At 59.3% G+C, this 24,828-nt stretch carries 22 protein-coding genes; 12 read left to right on the top strand and 10 right to left on the bottom strand.

Annotation, left to right across the window (positions count from 1 at the left end):
* Position 1 precedes the first annotated feature (1 nt).
* Genes ACO055_RS09720 through ACO055_RS09705 form a run of 4 tightly spaced genes read right to left on the bottom strand, consistent with a single transcriptional unit; the run spans position 2 to position 3,601 of the window.
* Positions 2-463, bottom strand: coding sequence for a Zn-ribbon domain-containing OB-fold protein (locus ACO055_RS09720; protein WP_088443972.1), 462 nt, complete (start codon positions 461-463; stop codon positions 2-4).
* Positions 460-1,650, bottom strand: coding sequence for a thiolase C-terminal domain-containing protein (locus tag ACO055_RS09715; RefSeq protein WP_293645096.1), 1,191 nt, complete (start codon positions 1,648-1,650; stop codon positions 460-462). The genes ACO055_RS09720 and ACO055_RS09715 overlap by 4 nt, the downstream gene beginning before the upstream one ends.
* Positions 1,651-1,675: 25 nt before the next feature.
* Positions 1,676-2,818, bottom strand: coding sequence for an NAD(P)H-dependent flavin oxidoreductase (locus ACO055_RS09710; protein ID WP_422062363.1), 1,143 nt, complete (start codon positions 2,816-2,818; stop codon positions 1,676-1,678).
* 42 nt (positions 2,819-2,860) lie between these two features.
* On the bottom strand, positions 2,861-3,601 hold the full coding sequence (locus ACO055_RS09705; RefSeq protein WP_037557604.1) for a FadR/GntR family transcriptional regulator: 741 nt from the start codon (positions 3,599-3,601) through the stop codon (positions 2,861-2,863).
* A 186-nt stretch (positions 3,602-3,787) separates the two neighbouring features.
* On the opposite strand from ACO055_RS09705, the gene ACO055_RS09700 reads away from it, so the two are divergent.
* Together ACO055_RS09700 and ACO055_RS09695 are read left to right on the top strand one after the other, a co-directional pair.
* Entirely contained in the window at positions 3,788-5,050 is a 1,263-nt protein-coding gene (locus ACO055_RS09700; protein ID WP_293645092.1) for a cytochrome P450, read from the top strand.
* Positions 5,051-5,407 carry a 2Fe-2S iron-sulfur cluster-binding protein gene (locus tag ACO055_RS09695; RefSeq protein WP_229667584.1) on the top strand — a complete coding sequence of 119 codons (357 nt, stop codon included), beginning with the start codon at positions 5,051-5,053 and terminating at the stop codon, positions 5,405-5,407. It begins immediately after the preceding gene.
* Between the two features lie 170 nt (positions 5,408-5,577).
* Here the strand turns inward: ACO055_RS09695 and ACO055_RS09690 are convergent, their stop codons facing one another.
* The 3 genes from ACO055_RS09690 to ACO055_RS09680 all read right to left on the bottom strand — a co-directional run bounded on the left by ACO055_RS09690 (position 5,578) and on the right by ACO055_RS09680 (position 8,496).
* Positions 5,578-6,348, bottom strand: coding sequence for an NUDIX hydrolase (locus tag ACO055_RS09690; protein WP_088443995.1), 771 nt, complete (start codon positions 6,346-6,348; stop codon positions 5,578-5,580).
* A 64-nt stretch (positions 6,349-6,412) separates the two neighbouring features.
* Positions 6,413-8,002, bottom strand: coding sequence for an ABC1 kinase family protein (locus ACO055_RS09685; protein ID WP_422062362.1), 1,590 nt, complete (start codon positions 8,000-8,002; stop codon positions 6,413-6,415).
* 5 nt (positions 8,003-8,007) lie between these two features.
* The gene (locus ACO055_RS09680; protein WP_052182484.1) at positions 8,008-8,496 is read right to left on the bottom strand and encodes a MarR family winged helix-turn-helix transcriptional regulator; all 489 of its coding nucleotides are present in this window, start codon (positions 8,494-8,496) and stop codon (positions 8,008-8,010) included.
* Between the two features lie 131 nt (positions 8,497-8,627).
* Between ACO055_RS09680 and ACO055_RS09675 the strand changes: the two genes are divergently transcribed.
* The 7 genes from ACO055_RS09675 to ACO055_RS09645 all read left to right on the top strand — a co-directional run bounded on the left by ACO055_RS09675 (position 8,628) and on the right by ACO055_RS09645 (position 16,530).
* Positions 8,628-9,755 carry an HlyD family secretion protein gene (locus ACO055_RS09675; RefSeq protein ID WP_293645087.1) on the top strand — a complete coding sequence of 376 codons (1,128 nt, stop codon included), beginning with the start codon at positions 8,628-8,630 and terminating at the stop codon, positions 9,753-9,755.
* The gene (locus ACO055_RS09670; protein WP_293702501.1) at positions 9,752-11,323 is read left to right on the top strand and encodes an MDR family MFS transporter; all 1,572 of its coding nucleotides are present in this window, start codon (positions 9,752-9,754) and stop codon (positions 11,321-11,323) included. The genes ACO055_RS09675 and ACO055_RS09670 overlap by 4 nt, the downstream gene beginning before the upstream one ends.
* A gap of 7 nt (positions 11,324-11,330) precedes the next feature.
* Complete coding sequence (locus ACO055_RS09665) at positions 11,331-12,794, top strand: efflux transporter outer membrane subunit (RefSeq protein ID WP_037557608.1); 1,464 nt, start codon at positions 11,331-11,333, stop codon at positions 12,792-12,794.
* Positions 12,795-13,101: 307 nt separating this feature from the next.
* On the top strand, positions 13,102-14,250 hold the full coding sequence (locus ACO055_RS09660; RefSeq protein ID WP_161786578.1) for an MlaE family ABC transporter permease: 1,149 nt from the start codon (positions 13,102-13,104) through the stop codon (positions 14,248-14,250).
* On the top strand, positions 14,247-15,014 hold the full coding sequence (locus ACO055_RS09655) for an ABC transporter ATP-binding protein (protein WP_037557610.1): 768 nt from the start codon (positions 14,247-14,249) through the stop codon (positions 15,012-15,014). Before ACO055_RS09660 ends, ACO055_RS09655 begins: the two co-directional genes overlap by 4 nt.
* A complete protein-coding gene (locus ACO055_RS09650; RefSeq protein WP_422062361.1) occupies positions 15,014-15,922 on the top strand; it encodes an MlaD family protein in 909 nt (302 codons plus the stop codon). Before ACO055_RS09655 ends, ACO055_RS09650 begins: the two co-directional genes overlap by 1 nt.
* The gene (locus ACO055_RS09645; protein ID WP_058801017.1) at positions 15,919-16,530 is read left to right on the top strand and encodes an ABC-type transport auxiliary lipoprotein family protein; all 612 of its coding nucleotides are present in this window, start codon (positions 15,919-15,921) and stop codon (positions 16,528-16,530) included. The genes ACO055_RS09650 and ACO055_RS09645 overlap by 4 nt, the downstream gene beginning before the upstream one ends.
* A gap of 59 nt (positions 16,531-16,589) precedes the next feature.
* Here the strand turns inward: ACO055_RS09645 and ACO055_RS09640 are convergent, their stop codons facing one another.
* The 3 genes from ACO055_RS09640 to ACO055_RS09630 form a co-directional block, all read right to left on the bottom strand.
* Positions 16,590-17,267 carry a TetR/AcrR family transcriptional regulator gene (locus ACO055_RS09640; protein ID WP_037557613.1) on the bottom strand — a complete coding sequence of 226 codons (678 nt, stop codon included), beginning with the start codon at positions 17,265-17,267 and terminating at the stop codon, positions 16,590-16,592.
* Positions 17,268-17,434: 167 nt separating this feature from the next.
* Positions 17,435-18,787, bottom strand: coding sequence for an AMP-binding protein (locus ACO055_RS09635; protein WP_422062360.1), 1,353 nt, complete (start codon positions 18,785-18,787; stop codon positions 17,435-17,437).
* A 476-nt stretch (positions 18,788-19,263) separates the two neighbouring features.
* The gene (locus tag ACO055_RS09630) at positions 19,264-20,277 is read right to left on the bottom strand and encodes a serine hydrolase domain-containing protein (protein WP_037557614.1); all 1,014 of its coding nucleotides are present in this window, start codon (positions 20,275-20,277) and stop codon (positions 19,264-19,266) included.
* Positions 20,278-20,473: 196 nt separating this feature from the next.
* Here ACO055_RS09630 and ACO055_RS09625 point away from each other — a divergent pair, with 196 nt between their 5' ends.
* The 3 genes from ACO055_RS09625 to ACO055_RS09615 all read left to right on the top strand — a co-directional run bounded on the left by ACO055_RS09625 (position 20,474) and on the right by ACO055_RS09615 (position 24,797).
* Positions 20,474-21,151 (top strand): GntR family transcriptional regulator, encoded by a 678-nt coding sequence (locus ACO055_RS09625; RefSeq protein WP_197411506.1) that lies wholly within the window; start codon positions 20,474-20,476, stop codon positions 21,149-21,151.
* A 101-nt stretch (positions 21,152-21,252) separates the two neighbouring features.
* Positions 21,253-22,452 carry a hypothetical protein gene (locus ACO055_RS09620; RefSeq protein WP_052182487.1) on the top strand — a complete coding sequence of 400 codons (1,200 nt, stop codon included), beginning with the start codon at positions 21,253-21,255 and terminating at the stop codon, positions 22,450-22,452.
* 107 nt (positions 22,453-22,559) lie between these two features.
* The gene (locus tag ACO055_RS09615; protein ID WP_037557616.1) at positions 22,560-24,797 is read left to right on the top strand and encodes a TonB-dependent receptor; all 2,238 of its coding nucleotides are present in this window, start codon (positions 22,560-22,562) and stop codon (positions 24,795-24,797) included.
* The last annotated feature ends 31 nt before the right edge of the window (positions 24,798-24,828 follow it).

The following is a 24,828-nucleotide window of genomic DNA, read 5'->3' as shown; positions in this document are numbered from 1 at the left end:
TCTACCCTTCACGCGGACGAAAAACAGGAAGGCGAAAGTCCCCCCCGATCATTTCGAAATCGAGTTCGACCGGCAGATCGAGTGCGAGTCTGTCACGCTCGCAATCCACGAGGCGCGTGGCCATGCGCACGCCTTCCTCAAGTTCCACCACGGCAGCCACGAACGGGACGTCGGCGGCAAAAGCGGGATGCAGCGCCTGATGGGTCACGGTCCAGGAAAAAAGCGTGCCCTTGCCGCTGCTGGGTTCCCAGGAATAGTCTGGCGAGCCGCATCGTGCACACATGTAGCGAGGCAGGTGGCGAAAGATGCCGCAACTTCCGCAACGCTGGAAATAGAGTTGACCGTCCTGGCACAGCCTCCAGAACTCCTGTTCGATCGGGTCCTGCGGCCGCGGCCGCGGCTTGGCCGGCGTTGCCTGCGCGGAGGGCCGCGCCTTGGGAGGCACATCATGCTCGTCGCTCATGCAAACCTCCTGAGGATCGCGATGCTGCCATCGCCAAGGTCTCCCCAGCCTGTCACAAGGCCGGTCTGGGCTCCGATCACTTGACGCTCGCCGCAGTCATGGCGCAGCTGTCGTACTGCTTCCACAACATGGTTGAGACCCCAGACATGCGCCTCGCTAAGCAAGCCGCCATGGGTGTTGATCGGTAAGCGCCCGCCCAGCTCGATCTGGCCATTGGCGACAAATTCGGCCTGCGCGCCAGGCTCGCAATATCCGAGCGCTTCGAGCTGCAGCAGAACGATATAGGTGAAACAATCGTAGATCTGGAGGAAGTCCATGTCGTCGCGCGTGACGCCCGCCATATCGAATGCGCGCGGGGCGGCATCTCTGAGGCCGATCTTGAAGGGGTCGGGGCGGGAAGGGATGTCGTCGGCGGGATAGGGATGGCCTTCGGCCGCGCCGGCGATGCTGACGGGCACATGCGGCATGTCTTTGGCACGGTCCATGCGCGAGAGGACGACAGCACAGGCGCCATCGGTCTCGAGGCAGCAATCGTAGAGGCGAAACGGCTCAGATATCCAGCGCGCCGAATAATAGGTTTCCGCGTCGAGTTCGCGGCCATAGGTAAAGGCGCGTGGATTCAATTGCGCATGACGGCGGCAGGCGAGCGCCACGGCCGCCATGGCATCTTCGCCAACGCCGTAGAGCTTCGAGTGACGGGTCGCCAGCCAGGCGTACATCTGCACCGGCAAGAATACGCCGTAGGGGCTGTAGTAGCCTTGGATCGTATTGGTCAGGGTGTTCATGTTCATCGGCCGGGTGGGCGGGGCGCCCGGCTTAGGTCTGAGAGCGGAATAGCCGTTCCAGCCCAGTGTCACGAGCACATGATCGCATAGACCACAGGCGATCGCCATGGCGGCATTCTGTAGTGCCGTTGTCGGGCTGGCGCCGCCCATGTGCACGGTTGCCGCATAGCGCAGCACATCAATGCCCAGATTGGCGGCCATCTCCTCCGACGTCGTATAGATTGGCGGCGGCACCATGCCGTCGATATCGGAGGGTTTCAGTCCAGCATCCGCGATGGCCCGGCGCGAGGCGGTGAGCATCATTTCCACTGCAGTCCGCTCGGTGCCCTTGACGAAATCGGTCTGGCCGACCCCGGTGATTGCTGCCTTGTCGGCAAAGGAAAGGGTGGATGAAAGATTCATGCCGCGTCCCTGTCTCGCTCGCCGGTCAGAAATGAGTTCCGGCGCCGGCCAATGCTCTCTCCGCGCCCTCTATAAGGTCGCGCATCACGACTGCCGCTGGGCGGATCGCATCGATCAGACCAATCCCCTGGCCTGCGAAGCCGGGCATGATGTCCTTGCGTGCGGCCTTGATGCCAGAAGCCATGACAGGCCCCGAAACCATCGACTGATAAGGCATCGGAAGCGGCTCTTTGCCGGCCGCCACCCAAGCATCGGCCCATTTGTTCCGAATCATCCGGGCAGGCTTGCCCGTTAGCGATCGGCTGACCACCGTATCGGCATCGCCGCTTTCGATGATGGCTTCTTTCTGAAATTGTTCGATACCTGCTTCGTCGGTTGCGAGGAACGCCGATCCGATCCACGCCCCCTGGGCGCCGAGCATCATCGCTGCGGCGACTCCGCGACCATCGGCTATTCCTCCCGCACCGATTACGGGAACACGATCGCCGACTGCATCAACCACTTGCGGAATCAGCGAGAAGGTTCCGACAGGAGAGTTGTGGCCGCCGCCGTCGTGACCCTGCGCGACGATCAGGTCGATACCCGATTCCACTACCTGCAGGGCGTGCTTGACCTTTCCGATCACCGCCATGACCTTGGTGCCATTGGCATGAAGGCGTTCCATCCACGGTTCGGGATTGCCAAGGCCTGCGGCATAGACCGGCACTTTTTCTTCGATGATTACTTCCATCTGCGCTTCGAAGAACTCCCGCGAGAACAGCTGCAGTCCGCCCTTGCCCATGTCCGGGGCGCCCGCCGCGCGCATCGCCGTGGCGGCGTCCACTGCGGGCAAATGCTCGCGCTCCATGAATTCGCGGGTGAACTCCTGATATTCGCCGAGCAAAGCCAGGGGGTTTTCTGCTACACCTCCGCTCTCCGGCGCCGAACCGCGCCTGACAGACGCCGGCAGCAAGGTATCGACCCCAAAAGGCATGTCGGTCATCTCGCGGGTTTGCCTGATCCAGCTACGTAACTGGTCGGGCGAGCATGCGGCAGCGCCGAGAACACCAAGTCCGCCTGCGTTCGACACCGCGGCAGCGAGTGCAGGCACGCTCGCCCCGCCCATTCCAGCCAGAAGAATCGGATATTCGATCCCGAGAATTTTGCAAACAGGGCTCTTCAGCGCCATTATCCTACCCTCTCCGTTCCGCGCCCGATCAGACGCAATTTTCTAAATCTGCCCCCACCTGACACGCTGGGATACAAGCTCGGGGCTTCGCTCTGCCAGATAGGACGCGGATCCCGAGACGAGCCGGGCCATGGCCTGACGCGCCGCTTCGGAATCCCCGGTGCGTACTGCTTCGAGGACACGGCGGAGGAATCGCAATTGGACCGCTCGCTCCTGCGCCGAATAGCCAAGTGAGTGAGAGAATTCGCGCGTAATTAAATGCAGCGTCGACGTTAATAGCCCGAACAATGGATTGCCGCTGGCCCAGCCGAGAAGGTCATGAAAACGACGGTTCAGTTCCTCGAACTGGCCTCCGGCTTCATTTCGTTCCAGCTCTTTGAGGCAATCGGCGAGTGCGCTCAGGTCGCCGGTAGTCGCGCGCTGCGCGGCGTAGGCGGCAACATCCGCGGCGATCGCTTCGCGTAGTTCGAGCAGGCCTCTGAGGTCGGCGTCCATGAAATGCAGAATTAGCGAGAGACTGTTTGCAAAGTCGCCGGTCTGCGGACGCGCAACCACCGGACCGCCGCTACGGCCCAGCTGAAGATGGATAACGCCCTGGAGCTCAAGGAAGCGGAGCGCTTCGCGCAAGGTCGCTCGCGCGACATCATATCGCGCAAGCATTTCTTCCTCACGCGGCAACCTGTCGCCCGGGGCGTGTGCACCTGCCTCGATATCGCGAACGATGTGCTGGGCAAGCGAGAGTGCGCGCTTAGCTTTCTTCGCGTTTTCGACTTTCAGCAACATCACTCTGTCTCACCCCTGTCACGAAGCCTTATAAGATTTAAGTTCCGTTTATGTCCATGGGCGTGAGATAAAAATGTTTCAGATGCAAAAAAATGATAAAACCTTATAAGCATTATTGACTGAGCCTGAGAAGGGATTTACGATTTCAAGTAGGGCAATTGTGCTGTTATCGACGAAGGGCGCGACATGGATACCGACATGGTGGAGCCGAATATCCGCGAAAAGGTCGCTTTCATCCCGATCGACGAGATTGATGTTGCGCGTCCGAGCCTTTTCCAGAAAGACACGGTCGGCCTGTTCTTCGAGCGGCTTCGCCGAGAGGAGCCGGTCCACTACTGCCGCGAAAGCTATGTCGGACCATATTGGTCGATTACAAAGTTCGACGACATCATGGCCGTGGACACCAACCATAAGGTATTTTCGTCAGAGGCGAAGCTCGGCGGTATCGCCATCGAGGACATGCACTCGGCGAAAAGCGCGCTTGAACTTGAAATGTTCATCGCGATGGACCCACCAAAGCACAACCAGCAACGAAAGGCCGTTACTGGTGCGGTCGCGCCGTCCAACTTGCTGCTGCTTGAGCCAACTATCCGCGAACGAGCATGCCAAATCCTCGACGACTTGCCGGTCGGCGAAGATATTGATTGGGTTGATAAGGTGTCGGTCGAATTGACCACAATGACCCTTGCGACTCTGTTCGACTTCCCGTGGGAGGAACGCCGCAAGCTCACGCGCTGGTCCGACGTCACAACGGCCGCCCCTGAAACTGGGATCGTCGCATCCTATGAGGCGCGGCGCGCAGAGCTGATCGAATGCGCAATGTATTTCAAGGGTCTGTGGGAGCAGCGCATCAATGCGGAGCCGAAGAATGACCTGATCTCCATGATGGCGCATTCTCCGGCGACACGGGACATGCCCTTCCTGGAGTTTCTGGGCAACCTCTTGCTGCTTATCGTGGGCGGCAATGACACCACGCGCAACTCGATCAGCGGTGGTGTCCTGGCACTGAACCAGAACCCGGACGCGTATTTGAAATTGAATAACGATCCTGGGCTCATCACTAGCATGGTGCCAGAGATCATCCGCTGGCAGACACCGCTGACCCATATGCGCCGCACGGCGCTGCAAGATTGGGAGATCGGCGGCAAGAAGATCAGAAAAGGCGACAAGGTTGTGATGTGGTACCTGTCGGGTAACCGCGACGAGACGGTCATCGACAGGGCGGACGAGTTCATCATAGACCGTAAGAACCCACGGCATCATCTGTCTTTCGGCTATGGCATTCATCGCTGTATGGGCAACCGGCTCGCAGAACTGCAACTACGGATCATCTGGGAAGAGATCCACAAGCGGTTCGCGAAGATCGAAGTGACCGGTGAACCCGAGCGCCTGTTCTCGAACCTAGTGCGAGGGATTACGAAACTGCCGGTGAGGCTCCACGCCCGCTGATTGGCTGATTCAAAAAAAGCGGAGCTTGATATGGTCAAAGTGACGTTCGTTTCCAGCGATGGAACGCGGAGGGCAGTCGACATAGCCGAAGGTGAGACAGCGCGCGAAGCGGCGCTGTTCAACGATGTGCCGGGCATCGACGGTGATTGCGGCGGGGTGTGCGCTTGTGCAACCTGCCATGTGTTTGTGGATCCGGCCTGGATCGACAAGGTCGGCCGCTTGGCCGAAGGCGCTGCGGAGGCAGACCTCCTGCAGTTTGCGGAAGGGGCGAACGAATATAGTCGCCTCGCTTGCCAGATCCCCATCGAGCCCTTGATGGAAGGTCTGATTCTGCATGTTCCCGAGCAGCAATACTGACATGCCTGCGTGACGCGTGTTTCACACGACGCTCGACTGTCTGAAATCGCGAGTAGAGCTCAACCAGGAGGTACTTGCTACCTTTCAGAGGTTCCACATCAAATGGCGGATCTGTGCTGACCTAGCTCTCGTGCGCCCGCGAGTCGAGGGGGGCGTGCCAACAGTGCCTTTCAACTTAAAATTTCATACGCTGCGCCGTATCCTGCGTTGGCGGGAATAGTGAGGATGTTCTTGCCGTCTCGCTGGATGACTTCTGGAAGGACCGGCACGATTTCGCGAGCCTTGGCCCGCGCGACGCAATCGTCTGCGCTCGCAGCTTCGGCTAGCAGTTGCAGGTTCAATCGCGTGGGAAAGATGATCGTTCGTTCACCGCTGACACCCAGTTTCAGGGCTTTGCTTGGCGAAAGCCATTCCGCATCAACGGTTTCATATCCATCACATGCTGCGATCTGGCGCTCTGGGGCGCGAACGACGAAGAAATGAGTGTCGAAGCGCTTTTGCATAAAGCTGGGCGTGATCCACCGCGCGAACTCGCTCAGGCGATCAAGGCGCAGTTGCACATCGGCCTCGCGCACAATGTCGAAAAATTCGCGCTCGCCTCGCTCGACGGCTTTGCGGCTTTCAAGATCGCAAATATCCTCGAACTCGCTACCGTCGCGATGATCGGCCAGCAGGATGCCTGCTTCCTCAAAGGCTTCACGAATCGCGGCAATCCGAAGGGTGCGCTGCGTAGGATCTAGCGTTTTCCAGCCCCTGCAATAATCGGCCCATTCAGGCGCTTCATCGGCAGCAGAAGGCTTTCCACCGGGAAAGACCAGCGCGCCGGATGCAAAATCGATCTGGTGATGCCGCTTGACCATCAGCACCTGGAACTCCGGCTCGTCGCGAAGCAACAGCATGGTGGCTGCGGGGACCGGATCGACTGGCTTCTGCAGTGTCATCATAAACTCCAGTTCTCAGTTGGCCTGATATTGGACGCTGGCCCGTTCAAGCTGAGCAACGATCTTATCGCCATTTGCGCAGAAGAACCAACCCGGCAAGAGCCACTGCAACACTTGCAAGCACCCAGGATTGATTCGCAAGCAGCGCCGCGGAGACGATAAGTGCGGCCGCCACAGGACCTTTGACAGGCTGGCTCGCGCGGCGAATGGCTGCGAGCTTCTCAAAACTTGCCGGATCAATCTGGACAGGCACATGCCCGGACTTGGCTATAGCGGCGGCGTTATCGAGAAGGTCAGGCATGATCGCCGCTAGGGCGAGGAGTTGTCGGCGAACTTTTTTTAAATTGGCGCGATTCCTGCCAAGGGAGAATCTTTCTGCGAACAGCTCCAACATGATGGGGCGTGTTTCCTCCCCGATATTATAGTCAGGCGCAAAGGAACGCGCAAACCCTTCCGCCGTGAGCAATGTTCGAAGAAGGATCGCCAGATCAGGCGGAAGTGCGAGCTGATAGTCTCGCAGGAGATCGAACACGCGGCTGAAAATATGCGAGAACTCAATCCCCGAAAGGACGGTTCCTCTGAATTCACCTATCAGCTGGTCCAAATTCTGGGTGAGCCCATCACGGTCAACTTTTGGATTTCCGGCCCATTCGAGCAACACGTTCGCGACGTCGGCTGTGTCCTCGTCGGCTATAGCCATGACAAGTCGCACCAGCTCCTCGCGTCTCGCCTTCGTGAGAGTGCCGACCGATCCAAAGTCGATAAAGCCCACATCCTGTTCCCCGATAAGGAAAACATTGCCCGGATGCGGATCGCCATGGAATTCGCCATTCAGAATGATCATGCGCAGGACTGCATTCGCATATTGTCTCGCGAACGCCGCCACGCGTGGGTCGGTCGAGCCGGCCTCGAGCGCAGACGCGGGCGTTCCATACAGCCGCTCCTGGACGTTGACCCGTATCCCCGTCAGTTCCCAATGAATTGTTGGAGTCTTGATCCCAAGCGTGTCAAGATAGCCACCGATACGCTCGCATGCACGAGCTTCGGCTGCCAGATCCATTTCCCAGGCAAGATTTCTGCCAAAGGTTCGCAGGAACTCTACGGGGCGATAGCGGGCGATTTCAGGGGATCGATCCTCGGCAACGGCGGCGAGGCGCGACAGCAGCCGCACATCGGCCTCCATTCGCGCAGCAGTGCCCGGACGCCGCACCTTTATGATAACGTCGGCGCCGTCGAGCAGCGAAGCAGAGTAGGTCTGCGCTACCGAAGCCGAAGCCAGTGGTTGTTCATCGAATTGGGTGAATTCCCCTCGCCAGTCAGCTCCCCAGCTTGCGGCAAGGATGGGCTCGATTTCTTCGAATGGCACCGGAGAAACCTGATCGTGGAGCGTCGCGAAGGCAGCAATCCAGGACCTGGAAAACAGATCGCTGCGCGTCGCCAGCAGCTGTCCAAGCTTTATTCCGACCGGACCAATGTCGCGCAGGAGTGCGACGACCGCCGCCGGCCGCAATTCACCTGGATCGATTGACTTGGCCGGATGCGGAATGACACCGAGCGCGCCCGCCAGGCTTTTGGCGCCGTGCCGGACAAGAATCTGTCCTATCTCGGCGGCGCGTGCGATGTCTCCTATCGGTTTATCTCGGAACCCAGGCATATGTCCTATTCCGCATCGGTCCGGCTCTGATCGAGATTCGACGCAATCCGCACAAGAATGTCCAGCAACGTCCGTTTTTCGTCGCGCGTGGCGTTCCGCCATAAGACCCTATGCAGCCCGTCCGCGGATTCTCTCAGTTGGGGCAACAACCTGTCGAGCTCCTGGGTCAGGATGAGCTGCCATGCCCGGCCGTCCGTTTTGGCTCGTCGCCTTTCCATCAATCCTTTCTCACAAAGGCCAGCGACGGCTTGACCGATCGTGGCGGATTCCAACTCTAGTCGCTTGGCAATTCCGGCCTGCGTCAACGATGGTTCGCGGAGAAGTTGTCCGATGATGCGCCACTGCGTCTGATTGAGGCCGCTCTTGGCAATCCGTGCGTCATAAGCGCGCCTCGCCCCCCGACTAATCTCGTCCATCAAATATAGCATACGGTCGTCGTCGGTGAGGGCGCCTTCGCGAAGCCGTGGCGGCATTGTGTCGAGATTTGCGTTCATACCGCTGCCTAGTCCGTTTCGTGGGAATGCCAAAACGCAAATTACTAAACGATTTTACTAACTGGATGGAACGGTCTACGCCACGCCATGAAGCGACTTAGCACATGTCCAAAATCCTTCGAAAGAGGCAGATGACCGACGAACCAAATGAGCGGGAACAGGATCGCGCGCCCGCATCCAGCCTGAAATCGCAACCCAAATTTCGCCTCATCCTCATCATAGCCATCACTGCTGCGCTGATTGCAGGTGGTTGGTGGTATTACAGGCATGTCACCTACGGGCAGTACATGCAGTCGACCGACAACGCCTATGTCGCGGCCGACAGCGTTGTGGTTTCATCAAAAGTGGCCGGATACGTGGACGCGGTGCTCGTCTCTGAGAACGGGCGGGTCAGTCCCGGCGAGGCGCTCGTGCAACTAGATGTGCGAGATTATAGAGCCCAGGCGCAACAGGCGCGTGCGCAGATTGCGGCGACGCTGGCCGGCGCCGACACAATCCGCTCGCAAGTAACCGAACAGGACTCAGCGATTCGACAGGCGCGGGCCCAACTCGCCGCCAAGCGCGCGGCGCTCGACCTCGCCAATGAGCAGGTAGCGAGGTATCGCCCCCTCGCCGCGACCGGTGCGGAGCCGCGAGAAAAGCTTCAACAATATGAGACACAGGCGCAGCAAGCGCACGCCGACTTTGTTGCTGCCCAGGCAGCAGTCTCTGCCGCCAACGGTCGGAGGGCCACCTTGTTCAAACAGATCGACCAGACCGAAGCCCAAGCTGACGCGGCCCGCGCGCAGCTGGAAGCGGCCGACCTAGATGTCACATCGACCCTGCTGCGAGCCAGCAAGGGAGGTCGCGTTGGCGATCTAACAGTAAGGGTCGGCCAATTCGTTCAGCCCGGCCAGCGATTGATGACGGTGGTTCCGGTAAACGAAATCTACGTCATCGCTAATTTCAAGGAGACGCAGGTCGGCCTTTTGCGGGCGGGGCAACCGGTCAAGCTCGAGGTCGACGCACTTCCCGACTTTGAGATTGCCGGACGCGTTGAGAGCATCTCCCCCGGAACCGGAGCAGAATTTTCAATCCTGCCGCCCGAAAACGCCACAGGGAATTTCACCAAGATTGTTCAGCGGATAACGGTTCGTATCGCGATAATAGCCTCGCCCAAAGTGCGTCGTCTGCTCGTCCCGGGCATGTCGGTTGTGGCAGTTGTCGACACGCGAAATGCTGCCGGAGAGCTGAAAGAGATCTCGAGTACCGACAAATGACCGCCGAGTTGGCATCGAACAGCGCCTCTGGTACTCCGACTGCAGACAGGCGGAATGCCGATATCACCGCGTGGATAGCGGTCGCAGCGGGCGCACTTGGCGCCATGCTCGCAACACTCGATATCTCTATCGTCAATTCCGCGCTTCCGGTGATCCAGGGCGAAATCGGAGCCAGCGGCACCGAGGGAACCTGGATTGCCACCGCATTTCTCGTAGCCGAAATCGTGGTAATTCCGCTTAGCGCCTGGCTTGAACGCCTTTTTGGACTGCGAAATCTGCTCATCATTGCGGTTTCCGCGTTCACCGGCTTTTCAATTCTTTGCGGTATGGCGACCGACCTCACGACCATGATCATCGGTCGCACGGGTCAGGGTTTCATGGGTGGTGCGCTGATACCGACTGCGATGACCATCGTGGCGAAAAGATTGCCGCCCCATCAACAGCCGATCGGCATGGCGCTGTTCGGCATGACAGTGATTCTGGGTCCGGTCATGGGGCCGCTGATCGGTGGCTGGCTGACCGAAAATTTGAGCTGGCACTATGCCTTCTTTGTCAATGTTCCAATCTGCGCTGTGCTGCTGCTGCTGCTATTCGTCGGGCTTCCTCACGAAGAGCCGAAGTGGGAGTATCTGACCGATGCTGATTGGGCGGGCATTGCCGGCCTGATTTTGGGGTTGGGCGCTTTGACTGTGTTGCTTGAGGAGGGGCATCGCGAGGAATGGTTTGAATCCGCTCTTATTCGCTGGCTGGCCCTCATTGCCGTCATCGGTTTCGCTTCACTGATCTACGGGCAGCTGAATGCGTCCAAGCCCGTCCTGAAACTCCGCCTCCTTCTCAATCGCCAATTCGGAAGCGTTGCGGTGATGGCTCTCGCCTTGGGAATGGTGATGTATGGTTCGACCTACGTCATTCCCCAATTTCTTGCGATCATATCGGATTATAACGCTTTTCAAACCGGGCTCGTTATATTTTGGATGGGTATTCCGGCCTTTGTGCTTATGCCGATCCTGCCCTTAATGATCCGTAGGCTCCACATCCGCATTGCCGTCGGAGTCGGAATGCTTCTGATGGCGGCCAGCTGTTTCGTCAGCATAAGCCTCACCGCGGAATCCGGGGGCGCCGTATTCATCGAAAGCCAGCTTATTCGGGGTGTTGGCATGATTCTGTCCATGATGTTCCTGAACCAGGCTACCGTAGCCTCAGTGGCAAATACAGATGCTGGCGATGCCTCCGGTATTTTTAACGCCGCTCGAAATCTCGGAGGATCTTTCGCTTTGGCCGGACTGGCTTCGTTTCAGGACCAGCGGATCTGGCACCATAGCCGGCGCATGGAAGAAACGCTGAATGCCAACAGTGTTTCGCTCCAGATTTATCTTGATGAACTCGCGAAAAGCTTCGGCGGGATGGAGGGTGCCATGTCGATGCTAGGCCGGACCATCCAGCGGGACGCGTTCGTAATGACCTACAATGATGTGTTCTTGGCGATGGGCGTCCTAACCTTGATGACCGTTCCTTTGGTCATCTTTTTGAAGCCGCTTCCCAGGAATGTTTCCCTTTCGATGCACTGAGCCTGATATGATAAAAAAATCTGTAATATCGCTTCTCGCCTCGTTTCTGCTGGCCGGTTGTGTCGCGGGCCCAGACTACGCCGGGCCTCCAGAAGTATTCTCGGCGAACCGAAATGACGGCTTTGTCCGTGCCGGCGGTAACGTCAGCGATGCCGAGCCCGAGCTGGCAGATTGGTGGCTCCTTTTGAACGATCCGGAATTGAACAGGCTTATCGAGGCCGCGTTATCGGACAATCCTTCGCTTCAGGCTGCGCAAGCGCGGATCGCGCAGGCGCGGGCATCCGTGAGACAGGAGAAGGCCGGAAGATTTCCGACGCTTGGAACCCAGGCGACGGCTATTCAGGGCCGCTTGCCGGGCCTTGATATTCAGAACAGTGCCCCGCCTTCGGCGAGCGCGCCTGTTAGTCCGCAGGGACAGGCGGATGATAGCCTCAGTGTCTACAATCTCGGGCTCAACGCTAACTGGGAGCTGGATTTCGCAGGAGGAACGCAGCGACGGATCGAGGCCGGCAACGCTCAGGCAGCGGCAGCGGTTGCCAATGTGGAGGATGCCAAGGTCCAGCTGACCGCCGAAGTCGCCAATGCCTATGTCAACCTGCGCGAGGCCCAGTTTCGAGCCAAAGCGTACCGAACCGAGTGCGAGTTGCAGCATCAAATCCTCTCGCTAACCTATCAACGGTATCAGCAAGGCGTTTTGCCCCTGTTCCCTCTCGGCAATGCAAATGCCGAGCTCGAGTTGCTCAAGTCTCAGCTCGCCGAGGCCGAAGCTGACACGGCGGTATTGCTCGATGCGCTTGCCATTTTAGCTGGGCAGATCCCAGGGACAACGGACGAAGCGCTGAAACAGATCTTCGATGTTCCCCTCCCGCCGGAACAGGTCGCGGTGGGCGACCCCTCAAACCTTGTCGCACGTCGGCCCGACATCCGCGCGGCCGAACGCAGCCTGGCGGCAGCAACGGCTCGGATCGGTGTTGCGGAGGCCGCACGATTTCCGAAGCTGTCATTCATGGGAATCTTGGGACTTGGCGGAACGTCGCCAGACGATCTCTTTGATGTGAGCAACCCGTCAATTCTCGCTATTCCGCAGCTGCAGTGGAACTTCCTCGATTTCGGAAGGGTCGATGCCTCGGTCGATCAGGCGAGCGCCGCCCGTGCCGAGGCGGTTGCCAACTATCGACAGACAGTGCTTTCTGCACTTCAGGACGCCGAGCGCGCGTTGTCGCGCTTTGGCCAGCAGCGCTCTGCCCTGGTGGCGTTCGCGCAGATCAAGTCCCAGGCAGATGGCGCAGCCGATCTTGATCGACAACGATTTGCCGGCGGAGTGATCTCGCGCGCTGACCTAAATCGCACGCTTCGCAAACAGGAGCAGGCGGCAACCGACCTCGTCCGGGGAAAGGCGGCGCTCACGCTGTCATGGATCGCCCTGCAAAAATCACTCGGCCTGGGATGGCAAATGCAAGCAAAGATTTAATGTCACCTACGAGTGTTGTTAATATAAACTCCAAGGTGCGATATCGGTTCAGAAAGAATCTCATAGGGATTTCACCTGACAATTTTATCTAACCTTAGCAAGAGTATCCTGTGCTTATTCAAACGATCTGTCGGCCGATTTGTGCGCAGCATACTCCTTGCAAGCGACCTGATATAACGCTACGCTGACGTTTACATAATGTCATTGAGGCAAGGCGCGATGTGTGGATCGGCATGGTTAAATGTGTGGGGTCAGTGGTCCCGCTTGCTGGCATGATCCGCTCGACGACGGGCTATGGGAGAGGAAGTTGCCACGGGCGATCCGCTCTCCCGACACCGGTTGGAGACTTGCTGCGATGAATGCGCGCACAGCACCGAACATCTTCGTTCGCGAAGGAGATGGCATTTCAACGTTGGTCGTCGAAGGTGACTGGACAGCGATTTCGATCGCAGGCCTTTCCGGGCATGTTCTGAGTCCCTCGAACCTCTCCTTCTCAAGCGACTTCGGAAACCTGGGAAGGATAGACAGCGCAGGCGCGCTCGCCATCCTGACTCTCGCACCCAATGCGGCATTTACCGCAGACCTGCCCGCCAATCTTGCTGATCTGTTCGCGCTGGTGGGCTCGGCCATGGCCGACCGCGATGTCCCGTCTATCAAAACTCCCCCATTTCACGTGCGTCTTGGCCAAAAAGTTTATCGAGCTGTCCAGGAAATCGGCGCAAGCGCTCGATTTCTCGGGCAACTTGAGGTGGCGCTCATGAAATCTCTTGCACATCCCAAAAGGATGCGACTGATCGCACTGGCGTCGTCAATTCAGAAGGCCGGCTTCGATGCGCTGCCACTCATAGCGATCATGACATTCTTTATCGGCGCAGTAGTGGCTCTCATAGGAAGCGATCTGCTCAAGACATTGGGTGCATCGGAACTGGTCGTCGAACTGGTTGGCATATCCGTCCTCCGCGAGTTCGGCGTCCTCATTCCCGCGATACTACTTGCCGGTCGGTCCGCTTCCACTTTCGCGGCCCAGATCGGCGCAATGCGAATGAATCAAGAGACGCAGGCAATGAAGGTGATGGGCATCGACCTGTTCGACGCGCTGGTTGTGCCACGCGTATTGGCATTGCTTGTAATTATGCCCCTCCTGGCGATTGTTGCCATGCTGGCTGGGTTGGCCGGCGGGCTTGTCGTCAGCTGGGGCATACTCGACGTGAGCCCGACATATTTCGCCGAACGACTCTCGGCTGCGGTCGATATCCGACACTTCTGGGTTGGAATGGCAAAAGTACCGGTGCTGGCCATTGTGATTGCGCTTGCCGGATGTCGCCACGGCCTTTCGGTACGCGGAGATGTTGAGGATCTGGGCGGGCGGGTGACCGTCGCCGTTGTCCAAGCGCTATTCGCAATCATCCTTCTGGATGCCGCCTTTGCAATTCTCTTCAACGTGCTCGAAATATGATTTGCGATCCGGACGTCGTTATTCGGGTGGAGAATCTTAAAACCCGATTTGGCGATCACATTATCCACCAGGATTTGAACCTAGAAGTCCATCGTGGCGAGATTCTTGGTGTCGTCGGAGGGTCCGGTAGTGGAAAATCCGTCCTGATGAACACCATTTTGGGCCTGATTGCGCCTAGCCATGGGACAATCGAAATCTTTCAGAAAAAAATTGGGAGTCGCTTTGATCGTACGGAAATTAATCACCGAATTGGCGTCATGTTTCAAAATGGCGCGCTTTTTTCTTCTCTTAGTGTGCAAGAAAATGTCGAGGCTCCTCTCATCGAACATACCCGTCTTAGAGAGCCGTGGCTCGAGGCCGTGGCTCTGATGAAAATCGGCCTTGTCGGACTCGATGCCGAGGTGGGCCGGCAAATGCCCGCTGAACTTTCAGGCGGAATGCGAAAACGTGTAAGCGTAGCGAGGGCCTTGGCGCTCGATCCAGAATTGCTGTTCCTTGACGAACCCACTTCGGGCCTCGACCCGATCGCAGCCGCGGAATTTGACCAGCTGATACGGACGCTGAGCGACACGCTGGGGCTTACTGTCGTGATGGTGACCCATGATCTCGACAGCCTGTATTCCATCAGCGACCGCGTGGCCGTGGTTGCGGATCAGAAAATTGTCGAGGTTTCGCCAATCGCGGAACTTGAGAGGTCTGACCATCCTTGGATCAGGGCGTTTTTGGGAGGGCGGGCGGAGCGCGCCAAGGAAAGGAACCGCTAATGGAACGCGACGCGAACTACGGTCTGATTGGGGGCCTGACGCTGGCTCTGCTAGCGGCGGCTTTCGGCTTCATCCTCTGGCTCGGTCAATCCCAATTCGCGCGTGATTTCGACGAGTATCGGATCATTTTCGATGGTCCTGTCCGCGGGCTGAGCGAGGGAGGCGAGGTGCAGTTCAACGGAATTCCGGTGGGAGAAATCACGCGTATTAGTCTTGATCCCAGAAATCCAAACAGGGTGCTTGCAGGAGTGCGCCTGCGCGAGGATACGCCTGTGCGCGTCGATTCTACCGCCGCGACGGAGTCGCAAGGCATAACCGGCGGAAGCTACATCCAGATCAGTGCGGGGACGCCCTCTAAGCCGTTGTTGAAGGAGGTTTCCAAGGAAGCGCTCCCAGTGATTAAGGCGGAAAAAAGTTCGCTACAATCCCTGATGGATGGAGGTGGCGCATTGTTGGCGGATGCTTCGCAGGCCCTGGAAAGGGTCAACCGGACCTTGTCCAACGAGAATATCGAAAATGTTTCGGCTGCTATTGCGAATGTAACAGCTACCACGGCGGAATTGCGATCTAGTCGCGGAATGTTCAGCAAGGCTGAACAAGCGTTTGCACGCCTGGACCGGGCGGCGGCCGATATCGAGGCCGCGGCCGCATCGGCGCGCACGGCGATCGATGGCGACGGTCGCAAGACGTTTGCCGATGTCTCGGCAGCCGCTCAAGATCTTCGAGAGGGGATCGCCGAGGCGAGGGTGGTCATTCACAGGCTTGATGACGCCGCGAGTGGATTGGCGGCGCCCGACGGCTCCGGGATTGCTGCAACTTTGAAATCGCTCGATAGCGCGGCGCAGGAAATCGAGCAGCTCGCCGGCCAGCTACGACGGACCCCTCGTGAAAGGAAGCTCCCCCAATGAAAACGATCTCTGCAAGAATGTTTTTGCTGATGGGCGCGCTAATTTGCCTTTCTGGTTGCGGGAATATTCTGGGAACTGGCGGCAAATCGACGTTGTACCGGATCAGTAGCACGCCCGTACCGGAGCGTGAAATTGCACGACAGTGGATTCCGGTGTATATTACGCGACCGACGCTTCCGCCTGGGGCCGATGGAGACAGGATCCTCACGATCGAGAATCGCGAAGTCACGTATCTGGCCAAAGCACGGTGGATGAGGCCTGCGCCCGAGATGATCCGCGAGGCTATTGCCGGAAGCGTAGCGCGCAAAATCGATCACGCATATATCCCTGTCCAGAGCGTTGCTTCCGATCATTACGTCCTATCCGCACGGCTTTCTTCTTTTGCAGCCTATTACGACCAGGGGCCCGACGCGGCCCCGATCATTCGCATCGCCGCGCAAGTGGAACTAAGCCGATCCAAAGAATCGGAACCACTGGCAGTCACGCGCATCGTCCTTGATAGGTCAGCAAGTGCAAATAGCGTTTCGAGTATCGTCGAAGCCTTTGATCGCGCGAGCCTTGAAATGGCCGACGAAATCGCGAGTTGGACGGCTGCGGCGATCAACTAGCGTGAAGCCAATGGAAACTTAGTCGGGACAACGGCCCAGCCCAAGATGAAGCGGGAATGTTATGGGTGGCTCCCCTTCAGGGAGGGGCGGCAGCCGTACACAAATAGATCGACAGCTTGCCTCATTCGGGCTGAAGAGGTTTCATTGTGACTGGTCACTCCCACTCCAAGAGCGGCCCGACGAAAAGGTGACAAAATGACGCTGGAGATAAACTGCTCCGCAGCAAAATTCGCGTCTGACACCCTGATTTCTCCCCTCTCCTCGGCTTTGCGCAAGACCTCTGCCACCAATCTCGTCGTGCGTCCTACGCCGAATTCGTAAAGGTTTCGCGCTAAAGCGGGAAAACGTGCAGCCTCAGCCATTACAACGCGTTCCAACGCGACGTGAATGTCGGTAAGCATCCAGGATAGCAGTTCATCGGACAGCTCTTCAAGCTCGAGCCGAACGTCGCCATGTTCGGGAACGTGCTGTTCAAGGAAGGAGAGCCGATCCTCGATTTCCATGAGTATTGCCGCTTCGAAAAGCAGCTTTTTGTCCCCGTAACGGGCGTACAACGTGCGCTTGGAGATGCCTGCTTTTGCAGCAATCCGTTCAGCCGTTGAACGACCGAATCCGTCGGCAAAGAAGACATCGCGGGCGACACGGAGAATTTTCCTCGAAAGTGCTTGCGAGGCTTGTCGAGTGGGCCTCCCTGTTCGTCCGGAAGCTGGTTCTTTGGTTTTTTGGGTCGACGCCATGCCTCATCTTGGCCATACCTTGACCGCGCTGCAAGCGTAGAGCGCTTTGCCTTGGACAGCCCGACCGAGATTGCCCGGGCTTATGCAAGACTCACGAGGCCCGCTGAAATTATCCCGCCTGAAAGGATCGCTGCCATTCGCACGGAATGGACGCAGTGTGATCTCATCTAGGCGAGTTGGTTACGATACGCTTCGCGTAAGGCCTTTTTGTCGATCTTTCCCGTTGCAGTGAGCGGTACTGTCGCGAACAGGATGTCGTCCGGCAGCCACCAACGAACAACCTTCGTCTCCAGATGCGCGCGAATTGCGTCGGCTGTGACGGCTTGACCTTCATGCGTTTCGATCACGAGAAGGGGGCGCTCTTCCCATTTTGGATGATATACGCCAACGACCGCCGGGACCCGGACGCCGGGGTACCCAACCGCCGCATTCTCGATATCAATCGAGCTGATCCATTCGCCCCCGGACTTGATCACATCTTTCTCGCGGTCGGTCAGCCGGAGAATGCCGAAGCGATCGATCGTACCGATGTCCCCGGTGTCGTACCAGCCATCGCTCCCGGCGCCCTCAATATCGGGGAAATAGCGATCGACGACCCACGGTCCGCGGACCTGGAGCGCACCCGCCTGCTCACCGTCCCAAGGAAGCGGCGTGCCGTCATCGTCAATAATGCGCAGTTCGATGCTAAATTGCACGCGACCCTGCTTCGTCAGCAGGAGGTCGTTCGCGAAATCCTCGCCTTCGGCCATCAGGAGCGGGGAGGGCGTCGAAATCACGCCGAGCGGATTGGTTTCGGTCATGCCCCAGAGCTGCAGCACAGTGACACCATATTTGGCTCGGAATGTCTCGGCCATCGCCCGCGGGACGGCCGAGCCCCCAATCACGAGGCGCTTGAGATTGCCGACCCCCGTCCCCGTAGTGTCGAGATGAGCGAGGTACAAGGTCCAGATCGTCGGCACACCACCCGAAAAGGTGACGCCCTCTTCGTTGATCAGGTCGGCAAGACTGGCACCGTCCATCCTGTCACAAGGAAGCACTAGCTTGCAGCCGTTGATCGCTGCCGTGAAGGGAAGTCCCCATGCCGTTGCATGATACATGGACGAGCAGGGCATGATGACATCAAAAGCGCTGAACCCGAAGGCACTGCTTAGACCGGCCGCCATCCCGTGAAGAACGATTGAGCGGTGGCTGTATAGGACGCCCTTGGGGTCGCCCGTCGTCCCCGAAGTGTAGCAAAGAAATGCGGCTGCCTTTTCATCGAAGCTCATCCAGGTGAGGGCTCCGTCCTCGCTTGCCAGCAACGCTTCGTAGTTCAACGTGTCGGCAACATCTGGCGCGATCGTTCCGCGCTCCGCGAGAAGGACATAGCGCTCGATACCCGGAAGGAGAGGACGCAGCCGTGCGACGAGCTCGGCTAGATTGGGCTCGAAGAAGAGAATGCGGCTCCCTGCATGAGCGATAGTGAAGGCGATCTGCTTGTCGCTGAGACGCGGGTTGGCGGTGTGCAATACGGCGCCCATGCCCGGCGCCGCATAGAAGAGTTCGAGGTGGCGGTGGGTGTGTTCCAGGCGAGCGAGGAGACGCCGTCGCCCGTCGCAATCCCGAGGACGCCAAGGGCCTGCGCAGCCTGACGCGCACGCTGATCGCAGCGGTGCCAGTCATACCGCCAAACCGGCTCCACGACAGCCTTCGAGACGATCTCCCTCTTGCCGTGCGCGCGCGCTGCATATTCCAATATTCCGCTGATCAGCAGCGGCGCGTCCTGCATCAACCCCGCAACATGCTGCATCCTTCTTCGCCCCACTGCGCCGTCGCGCGCACGGTTCCGCCTCTCGGTTCCGATCGCCGCGCTGGCTGTCAATGACCGTCATCATGCTGGCCCATGGGCAAACTCCACGGGCCGCGATTGCATTCAGCCAGCAATTCTCAATGATCATATTGCAGCGGCACGGCTTAGGTTCGATCGCCCCCGAGATGTTCTCGCCCGCGTTTCAAATTATTCACTCGCTGGTTTCAGCAACAGCGACAGGAACCGCCAATCGGACCAATCACCTTTTTTCCCCGCCGCTAAGGCGGCAATGTCGAGTTTCGCCTGCCTCACGATCGTAAGCCGAAGCGACGGAATGATATAGAGGCGTTGATCGCCCGCGCCGGCGGCGACGACCATATCCGCCGGTAGTTCGGCGGCATGACTGGTGATATCGGTGGACCGAGTAACAATATCGACAGCCGGCGTGCTACGGGGTAGCCACCAAGTGAGACCGTAGGCAGGATTGACCTGGCTACCCTGGAACATCTCGCCGAATGTCGCTTCGTCGACAAGTGGCCTGCCTTCGAGCTTTCCGCCCCCGCGGACGAACTCGCCGATCTTCGCCCACTCGGATGCGGCCAGCACTAGGCCCTGCGGCATGAGCGGTGCGCCATCGGGGCCGCTGCGCCAATCGCCGACCGTTACGCCTAGCGGCATTAGAATGCGACGCTCGATATAATGGCGAGGGTTGCCGTCCTCGCCTTTGGCGACGAGCTTTCGGCGCATGATTTCGCCGACGACTTGCATCGGAGCAGGGCCATACTGGAATTTCCCGCCCGGTGCCGCCGCGAGCGGTGCCTTGACCGAGTCCAAATACCCTTGGGGTCTCCCGACGGTTGAGGCCTGACCACCTGTCATCGACAGCAGTTGGCGAAGCGTGATCTGTTCCTTTTCGGCGTCGCCCTTCCACTCAGCGAGCGTCTCTGATGCCCGCTCGTCGAGCGTCAAAAGCCCGTCCTGTACGGCCGCCGCCGCCATCAGCCCGACAAGACTCTTGGTGCCCGACCAGAGTTCCTGCGGTGTCGCAATATCTGCAGAACGGCATCGAACCTCGCCATCCTCAAGGATCAGCAGCGCCACGCCAGAGTTTGCCTCGGAATAGGCGATCGCCGCGGCACAGCCGGGAAGAGGAGCGGGTTCGCCTGCCGTGGCCGGCTGTGCCGCAACGGCTGCTGCGAAAAAGAGGATGGTGCGCTTCAAGTTCCGACTCCCATTTTCTGGTGCTTGTCATTCTCGATATTATCGATAATAATTTCATTCGCAATCATCGATTGCTCGCGTGCACTGTCCGATTAGGATGGTGCCGGTAGCAGGGAAAGCCGAACGGAGAGAAATGGGCGCGACGAAGACCGAAGACGACAGTGCACCGACTCAAGACCGCGTCATTGCGCGTCTCTTGACTGACGACATCGTCGAATGGCGCATCCAGCCGGGATCGTGGCTGCGCGAGCGCGAAATCGCCGCGCGCTTCGGGGTGAGCCATGCGCCCGTGCGCGAAGCATTCCGTCATCTTGCGCGGATCGGTCTCGTGAAGGTGGTCCCGTGGCGCGGAACCTATGTGATCGATATCGACGAGCATGCCGCGAACGAGGTCTATGAGCTGTGGAAATCCCTGTTCGGTGTAGTTTGCCGCCTGGCTGCGGTCGAGATGACGGATCGCGACGGGCGCGAACTGATGCACCGTCTGGTCGAATATAAGGATGTCACCCAGCGCACCGAAAATACGTTCGAGCATATCAAAGTCTCGAACCGCATCGGCCGCTTCATCGCCAAGCGGAGCAATGCGCCGCTCGCGCTGGAGCTCCTCGACCGGGTCGCGCTGCTCGCGCGCTGGCAGCACAATGTCTATACCGACAGCTATATCGAGACGCATGGCAATGACGCCGCGAAGCGATCGGCCATCCTCTACGACGCGCTTTGCCGCCATATCGTCACGCGCGATGGCGATGCCGCCGATGCGGTGGCGCGCGATCTGATCGGCGTTACTCAGAATAGTTTCGGGCGCGCACTCGAGGAATATAAGGCCCGGCACGCAAAGACTAAGCCCAGCCGCCGCCGCGCAAAAGTGACATGAGCCGCCTCCCGACCGACCGCCGCACGTTGCTTAAGGCGGGCCTCGCGGCGCCGATCGCATTGCAGGTTAACTCCGCTGCCGCTGTATCTCGGGATTTGACCATGTTCGGCTCCGAACGCCTCTTCACCGACGTCCAAAGCTATACCGAGGCCGGCAACAAGCAGTCGGGCGGCGAGGGCGATCGTTGGACCGCCGACTGGACAGCGAAGCGGCTGTCCAGTGCCGGATTCGAAGTCGAACGCCAGACGTTTGACGTGCCTTGGTTCGAGGCCTCGCGCTGCGACCTCAGGCTCGGCGACATCACGATACCGCTCGTCGCACAACCGCTCGCCATCGAAACCGGCGAGGCTGGACTCGCTGCGCCGCTGCGCCTCGCAGAAATTCCTGAACGCCTCGACGGCGCGATCGCCGTAGTGCGCCTGCCTTTCCGCCGCTGGTCGAGCCTCGTAGATCGTGCAGCGCGCGAGCCGCTCGCCGATGCGCTTGCGCGCGGTGCGAGCGGGGTCATTCTCATTACGACCGGGCCGACGGGCGAGGCCTTGCTCCTCAATGTCCCGGCCGGTCATCCCGTATCGGAAAAGCCACTTGCCTTGCTCGCGCCGCGACTCGCCGCCCCGGTGATTGAAGCCGCGCGCCACGGTGCCGCGGCGAAATTAGCGCTGCGCGGGCGCGGTGGGGCTCGGGCAGCTCAGAATATAATCGGGCGACTCGTTCGCTCCGGCCGCCCTTGGCTCGTCGTCTCGACGCCGCGTTCAGGCTGGACCGATTGCGCCGGCGAGCGGGGGCCGGGCATCGCGATGTGGCTCGCGCTCGCCGACTGGATGCCCCGAGCGTTTCCCCAGCACAGCCTGCTCTTTCTGTGCAACAGCGGGCATGAATATGAGAATCTCGGTGCGAGCCATATCGCCGACAAGTTTGGTCCAGCCCCCAGCGAGACGGCTTTCTGGTTGCATCTCGGCGCCAATGCCGCAGCACGTGACTATCAGGAAATGCCGGGGCGCTTGCTGCCGCTGCCGAGCGCCGATCCCTATCGTTTTCTCATGACATCGCCCGAATTCGTTGCGCGTGCGCGCGAGATATTCAAAGGCCAGCCAGGGTTGGAAATGGCCTATCCTTCGGCGGAAGGCACAGCGGGCGAACTCTCGGAAGTGATAAAGGCCGGCTACACACGTCATGCTGGCATCTTTGGCGCACACCGTCATCACCACGCTGTGACCGACGATTTATCTACCGTCACACCTGACCCGCTTGCCGCTACGGCGCGGGGCGTCCGCGACCTGCTGAGCGCCGTCGTCTCCTAAACCCGTGACCCACCTGCAATGACATTGCGCTTTCCGGCTTGACTCGCTCGCGTTTTCTGCACAAAATTATCGATAATAATTGCGATAATAAAATGGGGAGAGTGACCATGGGACGCAGGGCGAACCTTCTTTTCTGCACGGCCGCAATTTGGGTAGCCGTCGCTCCGCCTGCTTTCGCGCAAGACAGACCGCCCGAAGCTCTTCCGGACGCGGCGGAAGCGAACGATGACGGCGCGATCGTCGTGACGGCGCGGCGCCGCGAGGAGCGGCTCGCCGACGTTCCTACAGCCGCTTCTGTCATCGATATCACCTCACTCACCGATCGCGGCGGCGCAAGCGGCAGCGGCGAATTGCTAGCAGACCAGCCGAGCGTCAGGTTCAACAATCTCAGCTCATCGATCACTTCCGAGATTTCGATCCGCGCCTCGTCGACCGCGCGCGCGACCAATGGCGATCCCAGCGTCGGCCTGTATCGCAACGGTGCCTATATCGCCGGTGGTCCCGTGGGCGGGCGAAACTTCACCCGCCTCGATCTCCTCGATATCGGCCGGGTCGAGGTGCTGCGGGGGACACAGGGCGCACTCTATGGCCGCAACGCGGTCGGCGGCGCGATCAATATCATTTCGGCCGAGCCCGAATTCGATCTCTCAGGCTGGGCGAGTGCGCGCTACGGCTTCGAGAATAACAGCTTCCAGACGCAAGGCGCGATCAATGTTCCGCTTGCCGAAGGTCTTGCGATCCGTCTCAGCGGCGATCTCGTCGAGCAGGACAAGGGCTTCTTCTACAATCCGGACAACGACGTCTATTTCGACCAACAGAAGGGTCATGGTCTGCGCGGCCAGATCCGTCTCAAACGCGGACCCGTCGACGCGATCATCATGGCCGAGACCCAGCGGCTGACGACCCCGGCGGTTCATTATCAGATTTCCATCCCCGCCGGCACGCCAGGCTTCCCGGGGGGATATACCCAGGATCGCTTCCGCTATCCCTGGAACACGGCGCCCCGTGCCAGCCAGGATGTCGATGGACTGCAGGCGATTATCCGCGTGGACTTGGGCGGCGCCGACCTCACCTCGACAACATCCTTTCGCAAGCGCCACTCGGAATATGACCTTGACAATGACGCGGTGAGCCCGGCCGAACTTGCGCGCGCGCGCGCTGCAGGTCAGATCGGGGCGCTAACCCCGCTCGACCCGAGCGGCGCCTCCTATGTCGTCGACACCACCGACAATTTCTCGCAGGACATCCATGTGACGGGCGCGAGCGACCGTCTGACCTGGCTCGTGGGCGCCGAGATGCTGCTGCTCGACAGCGATTTCTCCGTGACGACGACGCGCACGCCGACGCTTGCCAATCCTTCTCCGGGCAACATCGCCCCCGCCCGGCTCCATTTCGAAAGCTATGCGGCTTATGGTTCGCTCGGTTTCGATATCACCGACAGCCTCAACTTGACCGGCGAGCTCCGCTATACACGCGACAGCCGGAGCATCAGCGCGCGGCTCTATGATCTCGCGACAGGCCTGCCAACAGGCGGGTCATCGCGGATTATCGACGACAACATCAGCGCCGACAATCTCTCCTACAATGCGACGCTTTCGTACAAACTTACTCCAAATATTCTCGCCTATGGCAAGGTCGGCAGCAGCTACCGCGCCGGCGGTTTCAACACGCGCCTGTCCGATCCCCGCGCTCCGAGCCCGGTACAGGTACTGTTCGGCAACGAAAGCAGCACCTCCTATGAGGTCGGCATCAAGGGCAGCCCGGTGCGGCGCGGCTATTTCGCAATCGCGGGATATTATACCGAGCTCAAGGATCTGATCGCGCAGGTCGACGATGGATGCGCGCTGACCAACGCGGCCTGCCCGGTCGCCGCGGTCGCCTATCTCACTAATGCCGGTAATGCGAAGAGCTGGGGTATCGAGGCAGAATATAGCCACGGATTCGACCTTGGAGAAGGCGACGGCCGCCTCGCGCTCAGCGGCTCGCGGCAGGGCGGCAAGGTCAAGACGGGCCGATACGACGGTCTCGATCTCGCGCAGGTTCCCGACTGGCTCGCCTCGGCGAACCTCAATCTTCGCTATCCGGTCACCGGCGACGTTGCCTTGACGAGCAATGTGCTTGTCAGCGGACAATGGGGTGGCAAGCAGGAGCTGACCGCAACGTCGGTCGACCTCGACAATTATGTCCTCGTCAATCTTCGCATCGGCGTCGACTTCGGAAAGGTCAATGTGAGCGCCTTCGCGAACAACCTCTTCGACAAGCTCTACTATGTTGCCCAGGCGCCGACGATCAACCGTTACAGCCAACCCCGGGTGATAGGCGTCGAGGGCCGCATTTCTTTCTAGGGGATATGCTTGCCCGCGGCCTGCGGCCGCC

Source organism: Sphingopyxis sp. (assembly GCF_965227415.1).
Lineage (GTDB): Bacteria > Pseudomonadota > Alphaproteobacteria > Sphingomonadales > Sphingomonadaceae > Sphingopyxis.
Note: the sequence above shows the minus strand (reverse complement) of the source record. Positions and strands in the feature narration are given on the sequence as shown.

What these genes read in the sequence shown, in the direction of transcription:
- ACO055_RS09670 (WP_293702501.1), top strand. Translation starts at nt 9,752, where the DNA reads ATGACCGCCGAGTTGGCATCGAACAGCGCCTCTGGTACTCCGACTGCA.
- ACO055_RS09710 (WP_422062363.1), bottom strand. Translation starts at nt 2,818, where the DNA reads ATGGCGCTGAAGAGCCCTGTTTGCAAAATTCTCGGGATCGAATATCCG.
- ACO055_RS09685 (WP_422062362.1), bottom strand. Translation starts at nt 8,002, where the DNA reads ATGCCTGGGTTCCGAGATAAACCGATAGGAGACATCGCACGCGCCGCC.
- ACO055_RS09650 (WP_422062361.1), top strand. Translation starts at nt 15,014, where the DNA reads ATGGAACGCGACGCGAACTACGGTCTGATTGGGGGCCTGACGCTGGCT.
- ACO055_RS09715 (WP_293645096.1), bottom strand. Translation starts at nt 1,650, where the DNA reads ATGAATCTTTCATCCACCCTTTCCTTTGCCGACAAGGCAGCAATCACC.
- ACO055_RS09640 (WP_037557613.1), bottom strand. Translation starts at nt 17,267, where the DNA reads ATGGCGTCGACCCAAAAAACCAAAGAACCAGCTTCCGGACGAACAGGG.
- ACO055_RS09705 (WP_037557604.1), bottom strand. Translation starts at nt 3,601, where the DNA reads ATGTTGCTGAAAGTCGAAAACGCGAAGAAAGCTAAGCGCGCACTCTCG.
- ACO055_RS09675 (WP_293645087.1), top strand. Translation starts at nt 8,628, where the DNA reads ATGACCGACGAACCAAATGAGCGGGAACAGGATCGCGCGCCCGCATCC.
- ACO055_RS09690 (WP_088443995.1), bottom strand. Translation starts at nt 6,348, where the DNA reads ATGACACTGCAGAAGCCAGTCGATCCGGTCCCCGCAGCCACCATGCTG.
- ACO055_RS09700 (WP_293645092.1), top strand. Translation starts at nt 3,788, where the DNA reads ATGGATACCGACATGGTGGAGCCGAATATCCGCGAAAAGGTCGCTTTC.
- ACO055_RS09720 (WP_088443972.1), bottom strand. Translation starts at nt 463, where the DNA reads ATGAGCGACGAGCATGATGTGCCTCCCAAGGCGCGGCCCTCCGCGCAG.
- ACO055_RS09620 (WP_052182487.1), top strand. Translation starts at nt 21,253, where the DNA reads ATGTTCGGCTCCGAACGCCTCTTCACCGACGTCCAAAGCTATACCGAG.
- ACO055_RS09615 (WP_037557616.1), top strand. Translation starts at nt 22,560, where the DNA reads ATGGGACGCAGGGCGAACCTTCTTTTCTGCACGGCCGCAATTTGGGTA.
- ACO055_RS09655 (WP_037557610.1), top strand. Translation starts at nt 14,247, where the DNA reads ATGATTTGCGATCCGGACGTCGTTATTCGGGTGGAGAATCTTAAAACC.
- ACO055_RS09665 (WP_037557608.1), top strand. Translation starts at nt 11,331, where the DNA reads ATGATAAAAAAATCTGTAATATCGCTTCTCGCCTCGTTTCTGCTGGCC.
- ACO055_RS09645 (WP_058801017.1), top strand. Translation starts at nt 15,919, where the DNA reads ATGAAAACGATCTCTGCAAGAATGTTTTTGCTGATGGGCGCGCTAATT.
- ACO055_RS09680 (WP_052182484.1), bottom strand. Translation starts at nt 8,496, where the DNA reads ATGAACGCAAATCTCGACACAATGCCGCCACGGCTTCGCGAAGGCGCC.
- ACO055_RS09635 (WP_422062360.1), bottom strand. Translation starts at nt 18,787, where the DNA reads ATGGGCGCCGTATTGCACACCGCCAACCCGCGTCTCAGCGACAAGCAG.